Origin of the sequence: Flavobacterium sp. IMCC34518 (assembly GCF_027111095.2) — a bacterium.
Classification (GTDB): Bacteria; Bacteroidota; Bacteroidia; order Flavobacteriales; family Flavobacteriaceae; genus Flavobacterium; species Flavobacterium praedii.
On sequence record NZ_CP114284.2, the window covers coordinates 1638132 to 1661802 of the forward strand.

The 23671-nt window shown below is 34.4% G+C and carries 19 protein-coding genes; 15 read left to right on the forward strand and 4 right to left on the reverse strand.

The annotated features are described in order from the left end of the window. Positions 1 to 73 precede the first annotated feature (73 nt). Positions 74 to 2746, forward strand: a complete 2673-nt coding sequence (locus OZP06_RS07195; protein WP_269224283.1) for a glucosidase — start codon at positions 74 to 76, stop codon at positions 2744 to 2746. 749 nt (positions 2747 to 3495) lie between these two features. On the opposite strand, the gene OZP06_RS07200 is transcribed toward OZP06_RS07195, so the two are convergent. Together OZP06_RS07200 and OZP06_RS07205 are read right to left on the reverse strand one after the other, a co-directional pair. Next, complete coding sequence (locus tag OZP06_RS07200; RefSeq protein WP_281324416.1) at positions 3496 to 5370, reverse strand: M1 family metallopeptidase; 1875 nt, start codon at positions 5368 to 5370, stop codon at positions 3496 to 3498. A gap of 63 nt (positions 5371 to 5433) precedes the next feature. Further along, on the reverse strand, positions 5434 to 7029 hold the full coding sequence (locus OZP06_RS07205) for a S8 family peptidase (protein ID WP_281324417.1): 1596 nt from the start codon (positions 7027 to 7029) through the stop codon (positions 5434 to 5436). A gap of 248 nt (positions 7030 to 7277) precedes the next feature. Between OZP06_RS07205 and OZP06_RS07210 the strand changes: the two genes are divergently transcribed. Both OZP06_RS07210 and OZP06_RS07215 read left to right on the forward strand, forming a co-directional pair. Beyond that, positions 7278 to 11084: a T9SS type A sorting domain-containing protein gene (locus OZP06_RS07210; RefSeq protein WP_281324418.1), complete on the forward strand. Its 3807-nt coding sequence runs from the start codon at positions 7278 to 7280 to the stop codon at positions 11082 to 11084. 129 nt (positions 11085 to 11213) lie between these two features. Continuing rightward, complete coding sequence (locus OZP06_RS07215) at positions 11214 to 12521, forward strand: NCS2 family permease (RefSeq protein ID WP_269224286.1); 1308 nt, start codon at positions 11214 to 11216, stop codon at positions 12519 to 12521. 69 nt (positions 12522 to 12590) lie between these two features. Here the strand turns inward: OZP06_RS07215 and OZP06_RS07220 are convergent, their stop codons facing one another. Continuing rightward, the gene (locus OZP06_RS07220) at positions 12591 to 13448 is read right to left on the reverse strand and encodes an MBL fold metallo-hydrolase (RefSeq protein ID WP_269224287.1); all 858 of its coding nucleotides are present in this window, start codon (positions 13446 to 13448) and stop codon (positions 12591 to 12593) included. A gap of 207 nt (positions 13449 to 13655) precedes the next feature. Here OZP06_RS07220 and OZP06_RS07225 point away from each other — a divergent pair, with 207 nt between their 5' ends. The 7 genes from OZP06_RS07225 to OZP06_RS07255 all read left to right on the forward strand — a co-directional run bounded on the left by OZP06_RS07225 (position 13656) and on the right by OZP06_RS07255 (position 19067). Continuing rightward, positions 13656 to 13985, forward strand: a complete 330-nt coding sequence (locus OZP06_RS07225; RefSeq protein ID WP_281240383.1) for an iron-sulfur cluster assembly accessory protein — start codon at positions 13656 to 13658, stop codon at positions 13983 to 13985. A 117-nt stretch (positions 13986 to 14102) separates the two neighbouring features. After that, a complete protein-coding gene (gene sufB, locus OZP06_RS07230) occupies positions 14103 to 15551 on the forward strand; it encodes a Fe-S cluster assembly protein SufB (RefSeq protein WP_269224288.1) in 1449 nt (482 codons plus the stop codon). A gap of 41 nt (positions 15552 to 15592) precedes the next feature. Further along, positions 15593 to 15790: a DUF2683 family protein gene (locus tag OZP06_RS07235; RefSeq protein WP_269224289.1), complete on the forward strand. Its 198-nt coding sequence runs from the start codon at positions 15593 to 15595 to the stop codon at positions 15788 to 15790. Next, positions 15781 to 15951 (forward strand): type II toxin-antitoxin system YoeB family toxin, encoded by a 171-nt coding sequence (locus OZP06_RS18030; protein WP_348651443.1) that lies wholly within the window; start codon positions 15781 to 15783, stop codon positions 15949 to 15951. Before OZP06_RS07235 ends, OZP06_RS18030 begins: the two co-directional genes overlap by 10 nt. A gap of 114 nt (positions 15952 to 16065) precedes the next feature. Continuing rightward, the gene (gene sufC, locus OZP06_RS07245; RefSeq protein ID WP_281324419.1) at positions 16066 to 16818 is read left to right on the forward strand and encodes a Fe-S cluster assembly ATPase SufC; all 753 of its coding nucleotides are present in this window, start codon (positions 16066 to 16068) and stop codon (positions 16816 to 16818) included. Between the two features lie 83 nt (positions 16819 to 16901). Beyond that, positions 16902 to 18248: a Fe-S cluster assembly protein SufD gene (gene sufD / locus OZP06_RS07250; protein ID WP_269224290.1), complete on the forward strand. Its 1347-nt coding sequence runs from the start codon at positions 16902 to 16904 to the stop codon at positions 18246 to 18248. Positions 18249 to 18467: 219 nt separating this feature from the next. Next, on the forward strand, positions 18468 to 19067 hold the full coding sequence (locus tag OZP06_RS07255) for a Uma2 family endonuclease (protein WP_269224291.1): 600 nt from the start codon (positions 18468 to 18470) through the stop codon (positions 19065 to 19067). Between the two features lie 104 nt (positions 19068 to 19171). Here OZP06_RS07255 and OZP06_RS07260 read toward each other — a convergent pair whose 3' ends face one another. Further along, the gene (locus tag OZP06_RS07260) at positions 19172 to 20521 is read right to left on the reverse strand and encodes a serine hydrolase (RefSeq protein WP_281324420.1); all 1350 of its coding nucleotides are present in this window, start codon (positions 20519 to 20521) and stop codon (positions 19172 to 19174) included. Positions 20522 to 20706: 185 nt separating this feature from the next. Here OZP06_RS07260 and OZP06_RS07265 point away from each other — a divergent pair, with 185 nt between their 5' ends. From OZP06_RS07265 to OZP06_RS07285, 5 genes are all read left to right on the forward strand, one after another. Continuing rightward, positions 20707 to 21921: a cysteine desulfurase gene (locus OZP06_RS07265; RefSeq protein WP_269224293.1), complete on the forward strand. Its 1215-nt coding sequence runs from the start codon at positions 20707 to 20709 to the stop codon at positions 21919 to 21921. A gap of 13 nt (positions 21922 to 21934) precedes the next feature. Then, positions 21935 to 22363 (forward strand): hypothetical protein, encoded by a 429-nt coding sequence (locus OZP06_RS07270; RefSeq protein ID WP_269224294.1) that lies wholly within the window; start codon positions 21935 to 21937, stop codon positions 22361 to 22363. Continuing rightward, the gene (locus OZP06_RS07275; RefSeq protein WP_281324421.1) at positions 22360 to 22782 is read left to right on the forward strand and encodes a SufE family protein; all 423 of its coding nucleotides are present in this window, start codon (positions 22360 to 22362) and stop codon (positions 22780 to 22782) included. The genes OZP06_RS07270 and OZP06_RS07275 overlap by 4 nt, the downstream gene beginning before the upstream one ends. Positions 22783 to 22820: 38 nt before the next feature. Further along, positions 22821 to 23234 (forward strand): GxxExxY protein, encoded by a 414-nt coding sequence (locus tag OZP06_RS07280; RefSeq protein ID WP_269224296.1) that lies wholly within the window; start codon positions 22821 to 22823, stop codon positions 23232 to 23234. Between the two features lie 79 nt (positions 23235 to 23313). Beyond that, the gene (locus OZP06_RS07285) at positions 23314 to 23637 is read left to right on the forward strand and encodes an SUF system Fe-S cluster assembly protein (protein ID WP_269224297.1); all 324 of its coding nucleotides are present in this window, start codon (positions 23314 to 23316) and stop codon (positions 23635 to 23637) included. The last annotated feature ends 34 nt before the right edge of the window (positions 23638 to 23671 follow it).

Consider the following 23671-nt stretch of genomic DNA (forward strand, 5'->3'; position numbering starts at 1 on the left):
TTTTTAATAATTATATACCAGTTTTTAAATGCGATTTATATAAATTGCACACTAGAATCAATACAGAAAGGGAATGTCAGAAAGAGTTGAAGAAAAAGAAATAGAAAAAAACGCAGAAAAAATTCGTTTACAATCCAGAATTGACAATAAAGGTTGGAAAAAATGGGGGCCGTACCTAACTGAAAGACAATGGGGAACAGTTCGCGAGGATTACTCACAAAGTGGGTATGCCTGGGGAAGTGTAACACATGATATGGCACGCTCCAAAGCATACAGATGGGGAGAAGAGGGTATTGGAGGAATTTCAGACAATAAACAACACATTTGTTTTGCTTTGGCCTTCTGGAATCATAATGACCGTATTTTAAAAGAACGCTTTTTTGGTTTAACACCAGCCGAGTCAAATCACGGTGAAGATGTAAAAGAAATTTATTTCTATCAAGATTCTACTCCTACGCATTCCTATCAAAAGATGCTTTATAAGTATCCTCATTCTTCATTTCCCTATGAAAAATTAATCAAAGAGAGCAAAAAGAGATCCAGATTAGAACCTGAATATGAATTGTTAGACACTGGAATTTTTGACAACAATGATTATTTTGATATCACAATTGCCTATGCCAAAGCCGATGAGCAAGACATACTCATCAAAATAACTGTAGAGAATCGCTCCAAAATGCCAGCACCTCTAACTGTATTACCAACCATTTGGTTCCGAAATACGTGGAGTTGGGGTTATGATAATTACAAACACAAACCTACTTTAACCGGAATTGGAAAATCAGTTATAGAAGTTAACCATCGCTTGGTAGGACACTTTAACTTGTATGCAGAAGATGCTAAAGAAATTTTGTTTTGTGACAATGAAACTAATTTTGAAAAATTATATAAGTCCCCTAAACAATCTCCTTATGCCAAAGATGGGATCAATGATTATATAGTCAATCAAAAACGTACAAGTGTAAATCCAGAAGCCGTTGGTACAAAAGCATCTGTTCATTATGATGATGTTATACCTGCTAATGGTAAAAAAGAATACCGCCTTCGTTTTACAAATACATCACCAGAAAAACCATTCGAAGATTTTGATGTTCTATTTGAAAAAAGACTTCTAGAAGCAGATGAATTTTACGCCCCATTACAAAAAGATATTGCCGACGAAAAATTAAAATCCATACAACGTCAAGCTTATGCTGGAATGCTGTGGACCAAACAATGGTATTATTATAATGTACACGAATGGCTAAAAGGAGATCCATCTACTCCTAGGCCAGATGCCAATAGAAAAGAAGGACGAAACAGTTCTTGGAAACATTTGTACACTTCAAACATACTTTCCATGCCCGACAAATGGGAATATCCATGGTTTGCAGCTTGGGATTTGGCTTTTCATACCTTGCCACTGGCACGATTAGATCCTGACTTTGCCAAACGACAATTGATGGTTATCCTTCGGGAATATTATATGCATCCCAACGGGCAAATCCCAGCTTATGAATGGTCGTTTTCGGATGTGAATCCTCCTGTTCACGCATGGGCCACTTGGAAGGTATACGAAATTGACAAAGAAGCCAATGGAGGTGTTGGTGATACCGTTTTCTTGGAACGTGTTTTTCATAAATTGCTGCTCAACTTTACTTGGTGGGTGAATCTTAAAGATGAAAATGGCAATAATATTTTTGGTGGTGGATTTCTTGGAATGGATAATATTGGAGTGTTTGACCGCTCCGCCGATTTGCCAACAGGTGGTCACCTCGAACAAGCTGACGGTACCGGTTGGATGGCAATGTATTGCTTGAATATGTTACGAATTGCCTGTGAAATATCTTTGAAAAATCCTGTTTATCAAGATATGGCATCCAAATTTTTTGAGCATTTCCTTCATATTTCGGGAGCTATGCAATCTTTGGGAGACAACAACGTAAGCCTTTGGGACGAAACCGATCAGTTTTATTATGACATGCTTCATAAGCCAAATGGTGATGCCGAATTATTGAAAATTCGCTCGATGGTTGGGTTAATTCCACTATTTGCTGTCGAAGTTTTAACTCCAGACTTGCTCGAAAAACTTCCTGTTTTCAAGCGTCGTGTAGAATGGGTATTGAAAAACCGTCCCGACTTAGCTGGTCTCGTATCAAGTTGGTACAATCCTGGTAAAGGTGAAACTCGTTTACTATCAACCCTTAGAGGACATAGAATGAAGATGATCCTTAAACGTATGTTTGACGAAAAGGAATTTTTATCTGATTTTGGGGTACGTTCTTTATCCAAATACCATAAAGACCACCCCTATGTATTCAAACATGATGGTGGAATCATTCAAGTAGATTATACCCCAGCAGAAGCCACTGGAGATATGTTTGGTGGAAATTCGAATTGGAGAGGTCCTATTTGGTTCCCTATGAATTATTTAATACTTGACTCTTTAGATAAATTTCATGGTTATTATGGAAAAGACTTCAAGGTAGAATTCCCAAGTGAATCCGGAAATTCGGTAAATTTGAGAGAAGCCGCAGAGGGTGTAGCCAAACGTTTATTAGCGCTATTTATCCCAGATACGAACAAAAAGATTCCGATGTATGGCGAATATGAAAAATTTCAAAAGGATACCCTTTTTAATAAAAATCATTTGTTTTTTGAATATTTTGATGGTGATACCGGCAAAGGTTTAGGCGCCAATCATCAAACAGGATGGACAGGACTTATTGCTGAAATTATTAGGCATCTGCATGAAAAAGAGGAATAGATAAAGACCTTTGTGAACCTTTGTCAAAGTTTCAGACTTTGACAAAGGTGAAATTGACATCTGAAATGCTTAATGCTATCATGTTATTTTAGGTGAACCTTTGTCAAAGTTTTGAACTTTGACAAAGGTGGGTTCGCGACAACTGTATTTCTAATTGTTCTCAATTTGTTTTACTTTGAACCTTTGTCAAAGTTTCAGACTTTGACAAAGGTGAAAGCGACATCTGAAATTCCAACAGCTATCATATTGCTATTTTGTGAACCTTTGTCAAAGTTTTGAACTTTGACAAAAGTGGGTTCGCGACAACTGTATTTCTAATTGTTCTCAAATTGTTTTAGTTTGAACCTTTGTCAAAGTTTCAGACTTTGACAAAGGTATGCCTGTTAAATTATTCACTTTTTTTACTTATGCTTACTAATAAAAAAAGTCTAGGAATCTTTATTTTACAGTAATTAAAATTACTTTATATCGTAAATTTACTAATAAAATTTATAATTATAAAAATTGAAACGTTTAAAAAAACCTAGGTTTCTATATTTTCTCTAATGGTGTTAGAATTGGGTGAGGGATAGGAACTAGCTACCAAAGTAGCGTGGAGAGCCCGACGCCGTTGCGCAAAGGGGCGGTATAAGCGGCACCCTAAGTACGCCCCTTTGCGCAACGGGGGCACCCCCTACTAATTCTAGACAAAAAAAGGCTCTTTTAAAACGTTACCTTTTAAAAGAGCCTTTGGTATGTAAACCTAAAAATTACTTTAGATCGTAACTATTATTGGTTTGTTTGATATCTGCCATTAAACCACTTGGGTCAATGGTAATTTTCTTAATACTTGCTTTTGGTTTTGCAATATTAAATTCAAATGTTGGATACGCCCAAGCCCAATCGTTAAGAACAGTTCTAGTGATGGCTGGCGTTGGGTTTGCTTTTTCAAAACTCATCATGCGTAACGGAATGTAGAAACTTTCTTTGGTGCCATCTGTGTATTCGACCAAAACATCGATAGGCATTGGCATACGACCAATTCGTTCCAGAGTTACAGTTGTTTTATCTGCATTTTCTTTTACGTCTTTGATACCGTAATCGATTGTGTTTAAGGTTTGCGTCCAATCGACCAAATACCAATCGAGGTTGGCTCCCGAAACACGTTCGGCCGTTCTCTTGATATCGTTTGGAGATGGATGCTTGAATTTGAAATCTTGAAAATACTTTTTAAGTGTATTTCTTAAATTTTCTTGACCAATTACGTATTCTAGTTGAGACAAGAATATACTCCCTTTTACATAAGAAGCAATACTATACGGACGGTTTTCATCATAACGATCTCCGTGTGTAGAAAGTGGTTGTTCTTTTCCAGATTCTACTAATTTATAATAGGCCGCATAATTGCCTTTGAATGGGTTTTCTTCTTTTTTGTCTTTTAAATCATTTAGAGCCAAATCTTCGATATAGGTTGTAAAGCCTTCATCCATCCAAGGGTGTTTGGATTCATTGGATGCCAAAATATGTTGAAACCAAGAATGTCCCATTTCATGAGTGGCAGTTCCTAACATTCCTTCGGTTGTACCATTTCCTAGCATTAAAGTACACATAGCATACTCCATTCCGCCATCACCACCTTGTATAAATGAATATTGTTTGTATGGATAATTACCCACATTTTTATTGTAAAAATCCATAACTCGAGACATCAAAGGCTCTAGTTTTTTCCAGTTTTCTACAACTGCGGGAGTATTTTTATAGATAAAATGCAGATCTACATTATTAGGCCCTTTGACAATATCGTGTTGGTAATTTTTATCGGCCGCCCAAGTGAAATCATGTACCATTGGTGCAATAAAATGCCAAGTCAACGTTTTTGTTTTTTTAGGATAAACTACTGTAACTCCAGCATCTTGATACCCATACCCTATTTCATTTGGGTTTTGCAAATAACCAGAACCTCCCAAAAGATAATCCTTGTCTATGGTGATTTTTACATCAAAATTCCCCCAAACACCATGAAATTCTCGAGCGATGTAGGGATCGGCATGCCATCCTTCAAAATCAAACTCTGCCATTTTTGGGTACCACTGCGCCATCGACAATTCAACTCCCTCAGTATTATTTCGTCCTGAACGACGAATTTGCACGGGAACCTGACCATCAAAATCAAGTGTAAAAGTAGATTTTGAATTGGGTAAAATGGGCTTGGCCAAAGTCACTTCAAGAATTGTTCCCACTTCTTTTGCAACAGCGGTAACGCCATCTTGTTTGAAATTAGAAATCTTCAAATATCCAATTTCGTTGGGTTTTAGGTTTTTGATTCGGCTTTCTTTTACATCTTTGCCATCGACTTTTATTTTGGTGACCATACGTCCATCAGGATCTTTGATGGTTTGCAATCGAGCATCCATTTCGCTTCCGGGTTGAAAAGCATTATTGTACAAATGGTAATACACACTTTTTAACGTATCTGAAGAGTTATTGGTATAAACCAATTCTTGTTTCCCTTTGTATTGATATGTTTTGACATCCATAGTGACGTCCATTTTATAATCGACATGTTGTTGCCAATACCCAGTGTTTTGGGCGAATAAATTTCCGATACTAACCGAAAAGAGTAGGAATAAAAAAAGTTTGCGCATAGTATATAAAAATAAAAAATGGAAGAGTAATAGTCTCTTCCATTGTATAATTAAAAGTGAAAATTACTTCTTAGTCATTTTTTCGGCCATCAATAAGGCATTGTATGCATTAACCATTCTTGCCGATTTTGATGATTGGGATGATGCAACAGCACTGAGCTCTTGAGCAGGATTTGGGTTTTCACCCAAAATTACTTTAGCAGGAAGTGGTGTTCCAGATTCCATCAAGATTTGTTTTACTTGTTTGGCTGATAATTTCGGATAATACGAACGAATCAAGGCAGCTACTCCAGCTGCATTTGGCGAAGCCATTGAAGTTCCTTGCAAATATTTGTATTTGTTGTTTGGAATTGTAGCATATATTTGGTTTCCCGGTGCAAAAACATCTACATTAAAAGTGCCATAATTTGAAAAATCAGCAATTACACCTTCTCCATATTGATTGTTTAAAGCTCCTATTGTTAACACATTCGAAGCAAATTCTATTTTATTATCATCAGAGTCATTTGGGAAATTGGCATTTTGATCCAAATCAATATTTTCTCCATCATTTCCTGCAGCATGAACAAAAAGTACATCTTTCTTTTCAGCATACTTTATAGCATCGTATACCCATTGTTTGTGTGGAGAATAACTTTTCCCAAAACTACCATTGATTACTTTTGCTCCATTATCTACAGCATAACGGATTGCTAGAGCAATATCTTTGTCATATTCATCACCATCTGGCACAGCTCTCACCGCCATAATAGCAACATTATTGGCAATTCCGTCCCCTCCAAGATTATTGCCTCTCACTTGCGCAATAATACCCGCAACGTGAGTTCCGTGATCGGCCTCTTCTTTGTCTGGGCCATAAACTATATTGTTACCGTATTTTGTGTTTTTTATATCCTCAGGATTATCTCCAACTACTTTGCGGCCGTCATACTCTTTGTTTAAATTGTAATTCAGTTGATTGTAAACGTATTTTCCATATTCGTTTAATTCGGTTCTAAAAGTTGGGCCAGCATCAGTCATGATTTGAGTCATTATCATTTTGTTCCTTCCCAATTCAGGATCAGTAGTGTCAATTCCGTTCAAATCTTCAATAGTATAAACTTCTTTTTTTAGATTTTCCTGAATGGATTTATCCACACTAAGCAAGAAATCAATTTGTTGTTTATCCTTCATTGCTTTGTCATATTTTAAATTATATGCAACCAAAGCATTTTTATAAGTAGCAGATCCATCATCTGCTTTTTTTACGATTCTCGTCATTTCGAGGCTTTCGTGTAGCGCATCACCTAGAAAATTCCAACCATGAATGTCATCTATAAAACCGTTTTTATCATCATCAATTCCGTTTCCGGCAATCTCTTTTTTATTGGTCCAAATTACGTCTTTTAGATCTTCGTGATCAATGTCTACACCCGAATCTACAACAGCTACAATTACTTTTACATTTTTCTTTCCTTTTAGCAATTCGGCATAGGCTTTGTCTACACTCATCCCTGGAATACTGTCTTTGGCCAAATCCAAATGCGACCATCTTTGCAATTCAGGTTCACTAAGTTTTCCTTTTTTGGCAGTATAGTTTGTGGCTGTTTGTGCATTGGCAGAAAGGCTTAAAGTCAATGCGGCTAGAAGAGTTAAAGCTGTAAGATTTATTTTTTTCATGGATTGTAGTTTCTTGTTTTTGTAATACACTTCAAAAATAGTGGAAGTGAATTAGATATTATGCAATTGTTAACTTAATTTTAGGAAGCACCCTGAAACAGTCTTAATTTTATTAGAATATTTTTGTTAAAATGTAATAATTTAGCTATTCGACAGTCATATTAGACTTTTGTCTATTTTTTAAAAAAGTTCTTATAATTTAAAAGGAATTACCGTACATTCGCACCAACCTCAAAGCGTTATAACCTATGAAAACAAAATTACTTATTTTGCTATTTTTAGCATCATTAACTACTTATGCTCAATACACTACTATTCCCGATGTGAATTTTGAGAAAAAACTGATTGCACTAGGAATTGATTCTGGTGCAACTGATGGAAAAGTGTTGACTAATAGTGTTAACCAATTGACTTCGTTGGATGTTTCTTATAGTTCTATTACTGACTTGACAGGAATTCAGGATTTTGTTTCTTTGACACAATTAACTTGTTACAGTAATCAATTGACAAGTTTGGATCTTTCAAAAAATATTTCTCTGGACTATCTGGATTGCAGATATAATAATTTGAAAAGTCTGGATTTTTATAAAAATATAAAATTAGCAAACTTATATTGTGATTCTAATCAGTTAACTGCACTGGATGTCTCTCAAAATATGAAATTGATTAACTTACATTGTAAATCAAATCAATTAACAACTTTAGACATATCTAAAAGCATATCCTTAAAAGTTTTAAACTGTGAATACAATTTGCTGACAGCTTTGGATATTACAAAAAATACTGTATTGACGAATTTAGATTGCAGTTCCAATAAATTAAGGAGTTTAAATCTTAAAAATGGCGGAAATAATTTATTGACCACTAATAATATTGATCTTTTAGGAAATCCGTTTTTAACCTGTATCGCTGTTGATAATATTACTTATTCAAATACTAATTGGGAAAACAAAAAAGATCCTTCTGCTATTTTTTCCCCTTATGAATGCTCAACTATTACAAAAATTCCTGATGCTAATTTTGAAGACAAGTTAATAGCGCTTGGAATTGATACCGATGGAAAAAATGGTATAATATTAAACACAAGTATTGCCGCAATAACTTCCTTAGATGTTTCGAACAGTTCCATTGCTAATTTAAAAGGTATTGAAGGATTCACAGCATTGACTGCATTAAATTGCTTAGGAAATTTATTAAAAAAAATAGACCTTTCTAAAAATGCTGCTTTAACAACTTTAAATTGCTCAAACAATCCAGCATTAATATGCATTCAAGTAGCTGATGTTGATTATGCAACCACAAATTGGGCTACCATAAAAAATGCAACAGCTAGTTTTAGTTTAGACTGTACCATATATACTTTACTACCGGACTCTAAATTTGAAGACAGACTAATCGCTCTTGGAATTGACCAAGACGGAAAAAATGGTAAAGTCGCAATAGAAAGTATCGCCTCTGTAACGTATCTCAATGTTGGCTTTAGCTCCATTACTGATTTAACTGGAATACAAGACTTTAAATCACTAACTGAATTACATTGCTACGAAAATCAAATAACAACACTAGATGTTTCAAAAAATACTGCTTTGACTTATTTGGGCTGTGACAGTAATAAATTAACGTCTGTAGATATTTCAAAAAACACAGCTTTAACTATTTTTGGATGTGATTTTAATAAAATAACAGCTTTAGATGTTTCTGCAAATGTCGTTTTAACTTTTATCAGTTGTAGATACAATCAATTGGCGTCACTAGATATTTCTAAGAATACGGCTTTAACATCTTTAAATTGCAGCGGTAATAAACTTACTAGTTTGAATTTGAAAAATGGAAAAAACAATTTAATAACCAATGACAAAATTACACTGAATTATAATCCAGATTTAAAATGTATTCTGGTAGATGATGTCTCTTATGCCGATACAAATTGGTCAAGTAAAAAAGATGCTACGGCAACTTATAATACAGACTGTACTCCATATACTTTATTACCAGACACCAATTTTGAGGATAAGTTAATTGCTCTTGGAATTGATACCGATGGTAAAAACGGAAAAGTAAAAACAGCCAGCGTAGCAGCTCTTACCTCTCTTGAAGTATACAGCAGCAATATTGCCAATTTAACGGGTATTGAAGATTTTGTCTCTTTAAATTATTTAGATTGTAGCGACAATGTCCTAACTGCTTTGAATGTTACAAAAAATACCGCTTTAACTTATTTGGATTGCAGAACTAATGAGATTACAACATTGGATGTGTCCAAAAACACTAGTTTAACCGATTTGTATTGCAACACCAATAAATTAACAACTATTGATGTTTCTAAAAATCTTGTGTTGAACAAATTAAACGTTTCAGAAAATACACTTACTACTCTTGATGTTTCTAAAAATATCGGTTTAACTGAAATTAACTGCTACAAAAACAGCTTGACGTCTTTGAATCTAAAAAATGGCAACAACATCAATATGAAACGCATGTATTTTGCAAATTTGGCGCAAAACCCAAATCTACTATGTATTCAAGTAGACAACGCTGCTTTTTGTAATAGCAATTGGGAAGCTAAAGATGCAACAGCGGGTTATTCATCAGATTGTTCCGCTTTAGCAAATACTTATACCACTATCCCTGACGCAAAATTTGAGGATAAATTAATCGCTCTTGGCATTGATAAAGACGGTAAAAACGGGAAAGTTCTTTCTGCTAGTATATTTAATGTAGGTACTTTGGATGTTTCCTATAGTGGAATCACAGACTTAACAGGAATTCAAGATTTTAGAATGATAACTTCGCTAACCTGTGGCAATAATGCTATTACCGCTTTGGATGTTTCCAAAAACCAAAGTTTAGACAAATTATATTGTGGTGTAAATAAAATATCAAATTTAGATATTTCAAAAAACACTGCCATTACAGTTTTGAGTTGTAGTTTTAATTTGCTGACTACCTTAAACGTAACTGCCAATAAATCGCTGAAACAATTAGAATGTTCAAACAACAACTTGACGTATTTGAATATACAAAACGGGAATAACGCCAATATGCAAAATATGATGTTTGGCAATTTTACCAACAACCCAAAATTAACTTGCATACTCGTAGATAACGAGGCTTATTCAATTGCAAATTGGGGATTGGCAAAAGATAAAATCGCATCCTATAACACTGTTTGTGTGCCTTATACTATAATACCAGATTCTAATTTTGAAAATCAATTAATTTCAATAGGAATAGATACCGACGGTAAAAACGGAAAAGTTAAAACTTCTAGTATTAACTCCCAAGTAGATCTTGATGTTAGAAGTTCTGCTATTGCTGATATGACAGGTATTCAGGATTTTACTGCTCTAAAAAGGCTGAATTGTAGTGATAATTTACTGACTAGTCTAGATATTTCAAAAAACTTTGCCCTGACTAATTTGTTTTGTGAAAAAAACCAATTAACTAATTTAGATTTTTCGAAAAACAGTAACCTTGATTATTTAATTTGTCATACAAATCAATTAACAAGTTTAGATCTCTCAAATAATTTAGTACTAACTTACTTATCATGTGGACTAAACCAATTTACAAATTTAGATGTTTCGAAAAACACAAAGTTAACAAGTTTATATTGTAGTGACGGTAAACTAAATAAACTGAATATAAAAAATGGAAATAACACAAATATAACTGCTTTCATAGCAACTAAAAACCCAAATTTATCTTGTATTCAAGTAGATGATGCAAACTATGCCGATTCTTTTGCAGCTCCTTTTTACAAAGATGCTACAGCAACCTTTTCGACAACATGTTCTGCATTAGGAATCGAAGATTCTGTTTTTGACAAAGTTGCCATTTTTCCTAATCCAACCAAAGGAGAATTGCATATTGACAATATTGTTCTTAAAAAAGCAACCGTATATGATGCTTTAGGAAAATTAGTAAAAACAACTACATTTACTACTGGATCCTTAGACAATACAATATATTTAACTGGATTACCAAAAGGAATTTATTTTGTTTATCTAGAAAGCGAAGGTGCCAATACTGCTAAAAAAATTATAGTAGAATAACATATATCAATTATAATCAAAACCCCCATTTTCATTCATTTTGAAAATGGGGGTTTTGTTTTTTATCGTAAATTTGAGTTCTTCGAAAAAAACAGAACGCTGGTTCAATAGTAATAAATAAAAAACCAAATGAATAAAATACTTCAATATTTCAAAATAAAAGAACGAGAAACTTCTGTAAAGCAAGAAGCTCTAGGTGGTTTGGTTACTTTTTTGTCTATGGCTTACATTATTTTTGTAAACCCAAACATACTCTCCATGACGGGTATGCCAAAAGAAGCGCTTATTTCGGTTACTTGTATTGCAGCTATTTTTGGTACTTTATTGGTTGGGATTTGGGCCAAAGTCCCTTTTGCCATGGCACCAGGAATGGGACTAAACGCTATGTTTGCCTTTACCCTAGTTTTGGGACAAGGCGTTTCTTGGCAGGATGCTTTGGGCGTTGTTTTTCTTTCAGGAGTATTTTTTACAATTATCTCATTTTTTGGAATTCGGCATAAAATTGTAGAAGCTATTCCTCCCTCATTACAGGTGGCTATGGGATGTGGTGTTGGTTTTTTTATTGCCTTTATCGGATTCAAACAATTAGGTCTTATCGTTGCTCATCCAGATACTTTGGTTACATTGGGTAAATTTACACCAGCTGTTGTAATTGGTTTAGTAACTCTATTAATAACCATAATTTTAGAAATATACAAAGTAAAAGGTGCCATCTTAATTGGAATCATTTTCGGCACTTGTTTAGGAATTGCATTTGATCCCTCTGTTCACTTACCAACTCACCTATTTTCATTACCGCCATCTATTACGCCCATTTTTGGGCAACTAAATATCTTGGGGGTTTTAAAACTAAGTTTTGCTTCCGCTATTTTTTCTTTTCTTTTTGTAAGTTTATTTGATTCTATTGGAACGGCGATTGCCTGTTCTTATGAAGCAAATCTCGTTGGTAAAAAGGGCAAAATGCCACACCTCAAAAAAGTATTGGAAGCCGATGGTATTGCAACAATGTTCAGCGGTATTTTGGGAACAAGTAATACCGTTGTTTTTATTGAATCGGCCACAGGAATTGCCAATGGAGCCAAAACAGGATTAAGTTCGGTATTTGTAGCACTGTTTTTCTTTTTAGCATTGTTTTTCTCTCCTATAATAACAATCGTTCCAGCATATGCAACAGCGCCAGCACTAGTCCTTGTTGGAATCTATATGTCCAAACATCTATCCAGAATCAATTTTACGGATTTACATATTGCCGTACCTGCATTTTTAACCATGATAATGATGCCCCTAACCTATAGTATCAGCAACGGAATTGCCTATGGTTTTTCCTCCTTTATAATCTTGGCGTTATTCACCAAAAATACTAAAGAAGTGACACCAATGATGTGGGGTGTAGGTGTTTTTTCAATTCTAAGCATCGTAATTGCTCAGATGAAATAATAAAGAATAATCCCCATTTCAAATCGATGAAAATGGGGACTTTTCTATTAGAATTATTATAATCTACTCTTAAAAAATATCACCACAACAGAATACTTCTTTCAATCGTACTCCTTTTTCAGTATGTTGTACCGTTATAATTTCATTATGCGCATCGTGTTCCAAAAACAAATAATGGTTATTATCGGCAGCGGCGTTCAAGAATTTTGATTTCTCGGGCATCGTCAATAAAGGTCTGGTATCATATCCCATGACATAAGGCAAGGGCAAGTGTCCAGCTGTAGCTAATAAATCAGCACAAAAAACAATGGTTTTGCCTTGGTACTGAATGTGCGGAATCATTTGTTTTTCGGTATGCCCATCGGCATAAAAAATGCCAAATCCCATTTCATTTGAAATGCCAAAATCTCCGTCAGGTTTAGCAATAAAATGCAGTTGACCGCCTTCCTGCATAGGTAAAATGTTCTCAGACAAAAAAGAAGCTTTTTCCCTAGCGTTTGGTTTTGTCGCCCATTCCCAATGATTTTCGTTACTCCAAAATTTGGCATTTTTAAAAGCTGGCTCATAGCCTGTTCGGTCTTTGTTCCATTGCACACTTCCTCCACAATGGTCAAAATGCAAATGCGTCATAAAAACATCTGTAATATCATCGCGATGAAAACCGAATTGAGCCAACGATTTATCCATAGAATGTGTCCCCCAAAGCGAATAATACCCAAAAAACTTATCCGATTGTTTATTCCCCATTCCAGTATCAATCAAAATTAATCGATTTCCATCTTCAATCAACAAACAGCGAGCGGCAATATCGATCAAGTTATTTTCGTCAGCAGGATTGGTTTTGTTCCATATGGTTTTAGGTACCACACCAAACATAGCTCCACCATCAAGTTTAAAATTTCCTGTTTCTATAGGATATAATTTCATTGTAATTTGAATTAAATACTTAAATAATTAAATGTTTATATGGAGAAAATCTATTTGATATCTTTCCAGTTGAATATAAATTATAACGTCAAAGGTATCAAATAGACTTTTTCTATAGTATCATTAGTTATAAAAATGTTATGAATCATGGCAAAAAGCATTAAAAGTAATATCTTTGTCGTTAATTTAGACAAAATCAAAATAACAATGATACAAGTTTCTGATACTGCCAAAAAGAAAATCATCGATTTGATGAAAGACGATGGTTTTGATGCTGCTGTCGACTACGTGAGAGTAGGCGTGAAAAGTGGCGGATGCTCTGGATTGTCCTATGATTTGAAATTTGACAAAAATAAAGGTGAAGACGATAAAATTTTTGTGGATAACGAAATCACCATCGCTGTCGAAAAAAAATCTTTTTTATATTTAGCAGGGACCATATTGGAATTTTCAGGAGGCTTAAACGGTAAAGGTTTTGTATTTAATAATCCAAATGCAAATAGAACTTGCGGTTGCGGAGAGAGTTTCTCATTATAGTACTCAACTCCCAAAAGGAAATAAAAGGCTATAAAGACTTAGAAATTATTTAATAATAACTATAAATTCCTATTTACCCCTAATAGGAGTTCCCCCTTTGGGGGCTAGGGGGCTAATATGTCAAAATACACCGAAGACGATTTAAAAATCGAATTAGAGACTAAAGAATATGAGTACGGATTCTACACCGAATTAGACTCGGAAACGTTTCCGATTGGTTTAAATGAAGATATTGTTCGCGCTATTTCAAAAAAGAAAGACGAACCGCAATGGATGACCGACTGGCGTATTGAGGCTTTCCGTGCTTGGGAAGAAATGATAGAACCAGAATGGGCAAATGTTCGATATGAAAAACCAGATTTTCAAGCCATCTCTTATTATTCAGCCCCAAAGAAAGCAGATCCAAATAAAACTCTTGATGATGTAGATCCTGAACTTTTAGAAATGTATAAAAAGTTAGGAATCTCTGTTGATGAGCAAAAAATGATGAATAATGTTGCCATGGATATCGTGGTTGACTCAGTTTCAGTCGCTACAACATTCAAAAAAACATTAGGCGAAAAAGGTATAATCTTCATGAGTATTTCTGAAGCCATCAGAGAACATCCTGAATTAGTTCGTAAATATTTGGGGACCGTTGTTCCTCAAAAAGACAACTTTTATGCAGCATTGAATTCGGCTGTTTTCTCAGATGGATCGTTCTGTTATATTCCAAAAGGCGTTCGTTGTCCAATGGAATTATCAACTTATTTTAGAATTAATCAAGCTGGAACGGGTCAATTCGAAAGAACATTGTTAGTTGCAGATGAAGGCAGTTATGTTTCGTACTTAGAAGGCTGTACAGCGCCAACTCGTGACGAAAATCAATTGCATGCCGCTGTGGTTGAATTGATTGCACTAGACGATGCTGAAATAAAATATTCTACCGTTCAAAACTGGTATCCTGGTAATAAAGAAGGTAAAGGTGGAGTTTACAATTTTGTAACCAAAAGAGGATTCTGCGAGAAAAATGCAAAAATCTCTTGGACACAAGTAGAAACTGGATCTGCCATTACTTGGAAATATCCTTCAGTGATTTTAAAAGGAGACAACTCAATTGGAGAATTTTATTCGATTGCCGTTACCAATAATTACCAACAGGCCGATACGGGAACCAAAATGATTCATTTGGGTAAAAACACCAAATCAACCATTATTTCTAAAGGTATTTCTGCAGGAAAATCACAAAACAGTTATAGAGGTTTGGTTCAAATTGGAGCAAGAGCAGAAAACGCGAGAAACTTTTCACAATGTGATTCTTTATTAATGGGGAACCATTGTGGAGCTCATACCTTTCCGTATATAGAAAGCAAAAATCCAACAGCAAAAATTGAACACGAAGCAACAACCAGTAAAATTGGTGAAGACCAGGTTTTCTATTGCAACCAACGTGGAATCCCAACCGAAAAAGCAATTGCGCTTATCGTAAACGGATTCAGTAAAGATGTGTTGAATAAATTACCGATGGAATTTGCTGTTGAGGCACAGAAATTATTGGAAATAAGTTTAGAAGGTTCTGTGGGTTAATTTTTATAAATTTGTATAAACATTATTATATCCAGATTGTTATGGAACTCATTTTAAAAAACGTTGAGAAAAAAGATTTTCCAGTCTTGAAATCATTGGCAAAATCATTGGGTTTTGAAATCGTTCAAGAAATCGAAAAGCCTTATAATCCAAAATTTGTAAAAGAAATTTTGGAAGCCGAAAAAAGCATTAAGGACGGAAAAGGAATAAAAATAAAGCTAGAGGATTTGTGGAAGTAATTTATTCTGAAAAAGCTCAGAAAGACAGAGAATTTTGGAAGAAATCTGGTAACAAAGCAATAATGAATAAAATATCTGCTTTAATCCAAGATATTATTTTGCATCCTTTTGAAGGAATTGGAAAACCAGAACAATTGAAACATCAACTTTCTGGAAGATAGTCAAGAAGAATTAATAAAGAACACCGCATTATATACAGAGTTACAGAAGAAAATAAAGTAGAAATATTAGATATATTGTCTTTAAAAGGACATTATGAATAAACCAAATAAACGATGTTATCAATAAAAAATTTACACGCCTCTATAGGTGACAAAGAAATATTAAAAGGAATAAACCTTGAAGTGAAAGCAGGAGAAGTTCATGCTATAATGGGACCAAATGGTGCTGGTAAAAGTACACTTTCAGCTGTAATTGCAGGAAACGAAAATTATGAAGTAACGGACGGAGAAGTGATTTTGGACGGAGAAGATCTTGCCGAATTAGCTCCAGAAGAAAGAGCACATAAAGGTGTTTTCCTTTCGTTCCAATATCCAGTGGAAATTCCTGGAGTTTCGGTAACCAATTTCATGAGATCGGCAATCAACGAAACTCGTAAAGCTAAAGGTCAAGACGAAATGCCTGCCAACGAAATGCTGAAATTGATTCGTGAAAAATCGGAACTATTAGAAATCGACAGAAAGTTTCTTTCGCGTTCTCTTAATGAAGGTTTCTCTGGTGGAGAGAAAAAAAGAAATGAAATTTTCCAGATGGCGATGCTAGAACCAAAACTAGCCATCCTTGACGAAACCGATTCTGGTCTAGACATCGATGCTTTGAGAATTGTTGCCAATGGTGTCAACAAATTAAAAAGTGATAAAAATGCTGTCATTGTAATTACGCATTACCAAAGATTATTGGATTATATCGTTCCCGATTTTGTGCACGTGCTTTACAACGGAAAAATTGTAAAATCTGGTGGTGCAGAATTAGCGCATGAACTGGAAGAAAAAGGATACGATTGGATTAAACAAGAACAAGAAGCTTAAAAATTTGTTTAAAGTCTAAAGTTTAAAGTAGACTCAAGCTAACTTTAAACTTTTAAACCTTAAACTTTAAACAATTAAAGAATATGGAATTAAAAGAAAAATTACTATCGTCTTTTATGGCTTTTGAAGAGCGTATTGATGTTCATTCCGAACTTCACGATGTGCGAACAGCAGCTATAAAAAACTTCGAAAATAAGGGCTTTCCAACCAAAAAAGAAGAAAGTTGGAAATACACTTCGCTAAATGCTATCTTAAAAAATGACTTTAGCGTTTTTCCAAAAACAGAAAATACCATTCAATATAGTGATGTAAAAAAATACTTTTTACACGAAATTGATACCTACAAAGTAGTTTTCGTAGATGGTGTCTTTAGTTCACATTTATCTTCAACTACTCACGACGGTATCGATGTATGCTTAATGTCATCGGCATTAAACAAGCCAAAATACAAAATGATTATTGATAATTATTTCAATAAAGTGGCTAGTAAAGACGAAAGTTTGACATCTTTGAATACGGCTTTCGCCAATGAAGGAGCTTACATCAATATCCCAAAAAGCAAAGTTGCTGACAAACCTATTGAGATCATGTATTTCTCTACAGGAAGCGAATCGGCTCTTTTGGTACAACCAAGAAACTTGGTTATTGTTGGTGAAAACTCACATGTTCAAATCATAGAACGCCATCAAAGTTTGAACGAAACCCGAGCCAACGGCGAACGGAGCGAAGCTAATCCAGTTTTAACCAATTCGGTTACCGAAATTTTTGCTCAAAAAAGAGCGATTGTTGATTATTACAAAATTCAAAATGACAACCTGGAAGCCAATTTAATTGACAATACGTATATTTCCCAAAAACAGGAAAGTCACGTTTCGGTGCATACTTTCTCTTTTGGCGGAAACCTAACCCGAAACAATTTGAATTTCTATCATTTTGGTGAAAGACTAACAAGTACCTTGAACGGAATTACAATCATTGGTGGCAATCAACACGTTGACCATTATACCTTGGTGAACCACGCGACACCTAACTGTGAAAGCTTTCAAGATTACAAAGGAATTTTTACCGACCGTTCAACAGGAGTTTTCAACGGAAAAGTATATGTAGAAAGAGAAGCTCAAAAAACAAACGCTTTCCAAAAAAGCAATAATATTCTTTTGAGCGACAAAGCAACTATTAACGCCAAACCGCAATTGGAGATTTTTGCCGATGACGTAAAATGTTCGCACGGTTGTACCATTGGTCAATTGGATGAAACCGCTATGTTCTACATGCAACAACGCGGAATCCCGAAAAAAGAAGCCAAAGCATTATTGATGTACGCGTTCTCAAATGCCGTTATCGAAAACATCAAAATACCGGAATTGAAACAACGAATTACTACTATTATCGCTAACAAATTGGGCGTTAAAATTGGATTTGATTTGTAAATTATAATAAGTGCCTTATCCTGATGTACATTGCAAACTTTTTGGCACTACCGTATTTTTCTAAAAACAAAAAAGAGTCCCGATAGCTATCGGGATTTGTCGCTCTTTTTTGTTTAGAAAAATTGCGCTATTGCTGTAAAACGCTTTCCATTTCCATCAAAGGCAAAACACGCATCAATTAAAAAAATCAGTATCTTTGAATATTAAAATCAATGTACTATGGCAACCATTATAACCGACATAAATGATTTAGATTTAAGCAAATCATACACTTACGCCGATTATCTTACTTGGAATTTCCAAGAAAGGTTGGAGATTTTGAAAGGTAGAATTTTTAAAATGAGCCCAGCTCCAAGTAGAAAACATCAAGAAATATCAATTGAGCTTACGGGTATTTTTTATAATTATTTCAAAAAAACTCCATGTAATGTTTATGTTGCGCCATTTGATGTGCGCTTGAAAAACTTCAAAAAAAGCACCTCAGATAAAGAAATTACAACTGTATTTCAACCTGACATTTGTGTAATTTGTGATAAAGAAAAACTAGACGACAGAGGATGTATTGGAGCGCCCGACTTAATTATAGAAATTCTTTCTCCGGGAAATTCTAAAAAAGAAATGGATATCAAATTTGATTTATATGAAGAAAACGGCGTTAAAGAATATTGGATAGTAGAACCTTATCAAAAATCGATTTTGATTTATACTCTCCAAAACGACAAATACATCGGACTAAAACCAATTGCCGAAGAAGGATTGGTAAACAGTCCCTTATTTCCAGAATTGAGTTTTAATGTGGAAGAAATTTTTAGAGATTGATTCGTGATTTTAACCGAAATGTTTGCTAAGATTACGCAAAGAGCGCAAAGTATATGTAAAAATACTTTGCGCTCTTTGCGATTTTTTACCTTGTGTCCTTGCGGTTAATTTTTTCTCACACTCCACACAATTCCACTCAACAATCCATTAAAATCAAATTGAGATTCTTCTGTCAAACCCATTCTCACAATTACCAAATCCATAGACGGAATTATAGCTACCATTTGCCCTTGGAAACCACTACAATAATACATATCTCTTGGAACATCTGGAAAATAGTATCCTTCATTAAGCCAAAATTGTGCTCCATATCTTCCGTGTGAAGTATCTGTGGGAGTCGCAACATACTTTGCCCAACTGGGATCAAATAATTGCTGACCGTTCCAATTGCCTTGGTGCAAATACAACAATCCCAATTTGGACCAATCTCTTGTGGTTGCCCAACCATAAGACGATCCAACATAATTCCCCGCCATATCCGTTTCCACAAGCATGGAATGCATTCCAATTTTATCAATCAATGCCGAATACCAAAAATCCAAGTATTCTTGATGGGTTTTGAACTGCTTCCGCAAAATTCCCGACAATAAATTTGTTGTTCCCGAAGAGTAATTCCAATGCGTGTTGGGTTTGAAAATCGCTGGTTTTAGCAATTGCCCTTTTGACATATCCTCCGACTGGAAAAGCATTTTTGTCGCATCACAAATTCTGTCATATTTCTCCTCCCATTCCAAACCTGAATTCATATGCAATAAATCATTGGTCGTAATGTATTTTCGATCGTCGTTTTGCCATTCGGAAATCGGAGCGGGTTTGTAGATGTCAAATCGCCCTTGCTTTTGAAGGATTCCAAAAAGCGTCCCCGTAATACTCTTGGTCATCGACCAACCCAAAATAACACTGTTTTTCGTAAAACCCTCCGCATATTTCTCGGCAATGATTTTATCTTTATAAATAACCAAAACGGAGCGTGTTCTTTTATAATCATTGCCTTTGGCATCAAATGCATTGGCAACAACACGGTTCAATTTGTCATAATCGACATTAGTAAAAACCGTGTCTTTGGGTTCAACATCTCCATAAGGAAAAGGTAAATTATTGTTAGATTTAGTTCTTTTGGGAACAGCATACGGTTTGTTTATGTCAAAATTATCATTAATCAAAGTCGCTCCCAAACCTGCTCTATAAATTGCTTTTCGCTTTTTTAAACCTAAAACATTGGCCGTAGCAAATTTTCCCGATTCATTGATTTGATTGGTAGCCCAACCAATTACATCAAAATCATTATCGTTTTTTTCGATAATTTCTTGTGAACGATTATCAATGAAATGGCCAGAAGCAATACTTTTTGCAGAAAATCCAGATATCAATTCAAGCTTAGGATAATTGGTAAAACCCAAATAACCTAAAAAAAATAAAAAAACAAGCGCTCCTATTCTAAAATATTTTTTCATATTGAAAGATTATTACACCAAATTAATAAAAAAAGGGATGCCAACCACAAACAATTTAATCCTATTCCATTTTCAATACTATCGCTCCATTCTTTGTTACAATTTTTACAATTATTAACTATTGTTTCTTAGAAAACTAAATCAATTGTATTACTTTTGTATTTAGAAAAATTCTAAATAAAGAAATGTTAGACATTCAAAAAATAAGAGCCGACTTTCCAATTCTATCACAAAAAGTAAACGGAAAGCCTTTAGTATATTTCGATAACGGTGCCACTTCACAAAAACCGCAAGTGGTTATTGATGCAATTGCAACCTATTATCAAGAAATTAATGCTAACATTCATAGAGGTGTTCATACATTAAGCCAATTGGCAACAGACGCTTATGAAGTTTCCCGAGCAAAAGTGCAGAATCATATTAATGCTAAATTCCTTCACGAAGTGCTTTTTACTTCGGGTACAACTTTTGGAATCAACTTGGTGGCCAATGGATTTGCTTCGATTTTAAAACCGGGTGATGAAGTGCTGGTTTCTGCTCTAGAACATCACAGTAATATTGTGCCTTGGCAAATGCTTTGTGAAAAAACAGGAGCCCTACTCAAAGTCATTCCGATGAATGAAAACGGGGAATTAATCATGAGTGAATACGATAAGTTGCTTTCTCCAAAAACTAAGATTGTAACGGTAAATCATATTTCGAATGCACTGGGAACCATCAATCCTATTAAATATATGATTGACAAAGCACATGAAGTTGGTGCCGCTATTTTGATTGACGGTGCACAAGCAGTTCCGCATCTAAAACCAGATGTTCAAGCTTTGGATTGTGATTTCTATGTGTTTTCGGGACATAAAATGTGTGGCCCAACAGGAACTGGAATTTTATATGGAAAAGAAGCCTGGTTGAATAAATTACCTCCGTATCAAGGTGGTGGTGAAATGATTAAAGAAGTAACTTTCGAAAAAACCACTTATGCGGATTTACCTCATAAATTTGAAGCCGGAACACCCAATATTGCGGGTGGAATTGTCTTAGGAACTGCCATTGATTATATGAATGAAATTGGTTTTGAAAACATTCAGAAACAAGAATTAGAATTATTAGAATACGGTACAAAACGATTACTAGAAATTGACGGTTTGAAAATTCATGGTACTGCTGAAGCAAAAACTTCGGTAATCTCTTTTAATATAGAAGGCATTCATCCTTATGACATTGGAACCATAATAGACAAATTAGGAATTGCTGTAAGAACAGGCCATCATTGCGCACAACCTATTATGAATTTCTTCGGAATTCCAGGGACAATAAGAGCGTCGTTTTCTTTTTACAACACCAAAGAAGAAATAGACATAATGGTTGATGCGGTCAAAAAAGCAAAAATGATGTTGTCCTAAAACATAAAACGCTATGAAAATTTTATCCCTTTTGTTTTTAACACTGTTTCTTGGAAAAAGTTGCCAAAGTCAAAATCTAGATATGGAAACTGCTAAAATAGAATACACAGCAAACTCAAGAGGATTGCATAAAAATATTGTGATTCAAAATAAAACAATTTCGGTCACTAATGCCAGAGATGAAAAACCTGATTCAAATACGTTAACAGATTCACAATGGAATACCTTGATTAAGGAATTTCAAAAAGTGAATTTGGAGGAAATTCCAAGTTTAAAAGCACCGACTCAAAAGCGCTTTCATGATGGAGCTGCAATGGCCAATTTGAAAATAACTTATAAAGGGAAAACCTATGAAAGCCAAACTTTCGACAATGGATTTCCGAATGAAAAAATAAAAAATTTAGTAAATACAGTACTATCCTTTTCAATTAAAGAAGAATGACAATAAAAGAAATACAAAACGAAATTATAGACGAATTTTCCATGTTCGATGACTGGATGCAACGATATGAATACATAATTGATTTAGGCAAAAATCTTCCATTAATCAAAGAAGAATTCAAAACAGACGACAATCTGATCAAAGGATGTCAATCCAAAGTTTGGTTGCAAGGAGAACAAAACGGTGATAAAATTGTCTTTACAGCAGATAGTGACGCCATTTTGACCAAAGGTATAATCGCTATTTTAATCCGTGCTTTCTCGAACCAAAAAGCTACGGATATCTTAAACGCCGATATGAATTTTATTGACGAAATAGGATTAAAAGAACATCTATCACCAACAAGAGCCAATGGTTTGGTATCAATGATTAAAAATATTAAAATGTACGCTTTGGCATTTGATGCTAAAAAAAAATAAAAAACATATAAGTCATATAAGCTAATTCTATAAAAAATATGATTATAAACAGAAGTACTCTCAAAGATTTAGTCTATCAGGTAAATGGAGCGGCAATTGAAGTTCATAAAAGTATAGGCGCAGGTCTTTTGGAAAATGTTTATCATCAATGTCTTAAAAAAGAATTAGAATTAAGAAAAATAAATTTTTCCTCCGAACTTGAGATTCCTTTAAATTATAAAGGATATCAGTTAGAATCGAAACTTAGATGTGATTTATTTATAGAGAATTCACTTGTTGTAGAACTAAAATCGGTAAATGAAATAAGTCCCATTTTTGAAGCGCAATTGCTGACTTATATGAACTTATTAAAAGCTCCGATTGGTTTATTAATTAATTTTAATGTAAAAAACATTTACTATGAAGGTCAAAAAACAATGGTCAATGAATATTATCGAATGTTAGAAGATTAACTTTTTTGAACTTATATTTAGCTAAAACATTAACAAAAAATAACCTTATATGACTTATATGGTTTAAAAAATATAAATTATGATAGAAGAAATAAACACAGAAGCATTAGGAGAATCGATTGTAGCAAAATTGAAAACCATTTACGATCCAGAAATTCCTGTAGATATCTACGAATTGGGATTGATCTATGATGTAATGGTCAACACCGATTATGAAGTAAAAATTCTCATGACACTTACTTCGCCAAACTGTCCGGTAGCCGAGAGTTTACCAAGAGAAGTGGAGGAAAAAATAAAATCAATAGAGCATGTAAAAGATGCCGAAGTTGAAATCACATTTGATCCACCATGGAGCAAAGATTTGATGAGCGAAGAAGCAAAATTAGAATTGGGAATGTTGTAACAAAAAAGTAGGCAGTGTTCAGTATTTTAGTGTT

Bases quoted from the DNA above. Each gene is read 5' to 3' on its own strand.
- OZP06_RS07225 (WP_281240383.1), top strand. From the start codon at position 13,656: ATGATACAAGTTTCTGATACTGCCAAAAAGAAAATCATCGATTTGATG.
- OZP06_RS07280 (WP_269224296.1), top strand. From the start codon at position 22,821: ATGATTATAAACAGAAGTACTCTCAAAGATTTAGTCTATCAGGTAAAT.
- OZP06_RS07215 (WP_269224286.1), top strand. From the start codon at position 11,214: ATGAATAAAATACTTCAATATTTCAAAATAAAAGAACGAGAAACTTCT.
- OZP06_RS07220 (WP_269224287.1), bottom strand. From the start codon at position 13,448: ATGAAATTATATCCTATAGAAACAGGAAATTTTAAACTTGATGGTGGA.
- OZP06_RS07260 (WP_281324420.1), bottom strand. From the start codon at position 20,521: ATGAAAAAATATTTTAGAATAGGAGCGCTTGTTTTTTTATTTTTTTTA.
- OZP06_RS07265 (WP_269224293.1), top strand. From the start codon at position 20,707: ATGTTAGACATTCAAAAAATAAGAGCCGACTTTCCAATTCTATCACAA.
- OZP06_RS07200 (WP_281324416.1), bottom strand. From the start codon at position 5,370: ATGCGCAAACTTTTTTTATTCCTACTCTTTTCGGTTAGTATCGGAAAT.
- OZP06_RS07270 (WP_269224294.1), top strand. From the start codon at position 21,935: ATGAAAATTTTATCCCTTTTGTTTTTAACACTGTTTCTTGGAAAAAGT.
- OZP06_RS07210 (WP_281324418.1), top strand. From the start codon at position 7,278: ATGAAAACAAAATTACTTATTTTGCTATTTTTAGCATCATTAACTACT.
- OZP06_RS07285 (WP_269224297.1), top strand. From the start codon at position 23,314: ATGATAGAAGAAATAAACACAGAAGCATTAGGAGAATCGATTGTAGCA.
- OZP06_RS07275 (WP_281324421.1), top strand. From the start codon at position 22,360: ATGACAATAAAAGAAATACAAAACGAAATTATAGACGAATTTTCCATG.
- sufD (WP_269224290.1), top strand. From the start codon at position 16,902: ATGGAATTAAAAGAAAAATTACTATCGTCTTTTATGGCTTTTGAAGAG.
- OZP06_RS07235 (WP_269224289.1), top strand. From the start codon at position 15,593: ATGGAACTCATTTTAAAAAACGTTGAGAAAAAAGATTTTCCAGTCTTG.
- OZP06_RS07205 (WP_281324417.1), bottom strand. From the start codon at position 7,029: ATGAAAAAAATAAATCTTACAGCTTTAACTCTTCTAGCCGCATTGACT.
- OZP06_RS07255 (WP_269224291.1), top strand. From the start codon at position 18,468: ATGGCAACCATTATAACCGACATAAATGATTTAGATTTAAGCAAATCA.
- sufC (WP_281324419.1), top strand. From the start codon at position 16,066: ATGTTATCAATAAAAAATTTACACGCCTCTATAGGTGACAAAGAAATA.
- sufB (WP_269224288.1), top strand. From the start codon at position 14,103: ATGTCAAAATACACCGAAGACGATTTAAAAATCGAATTAGAGACTAAA.
- OZP06_RS07195 (WP_269224283.1), top strand. From the start codon at position 74: ATGTCAGAAAGAGTTGAAGAAAAAGAAATAGAAAAAAACGCAGAAAAA.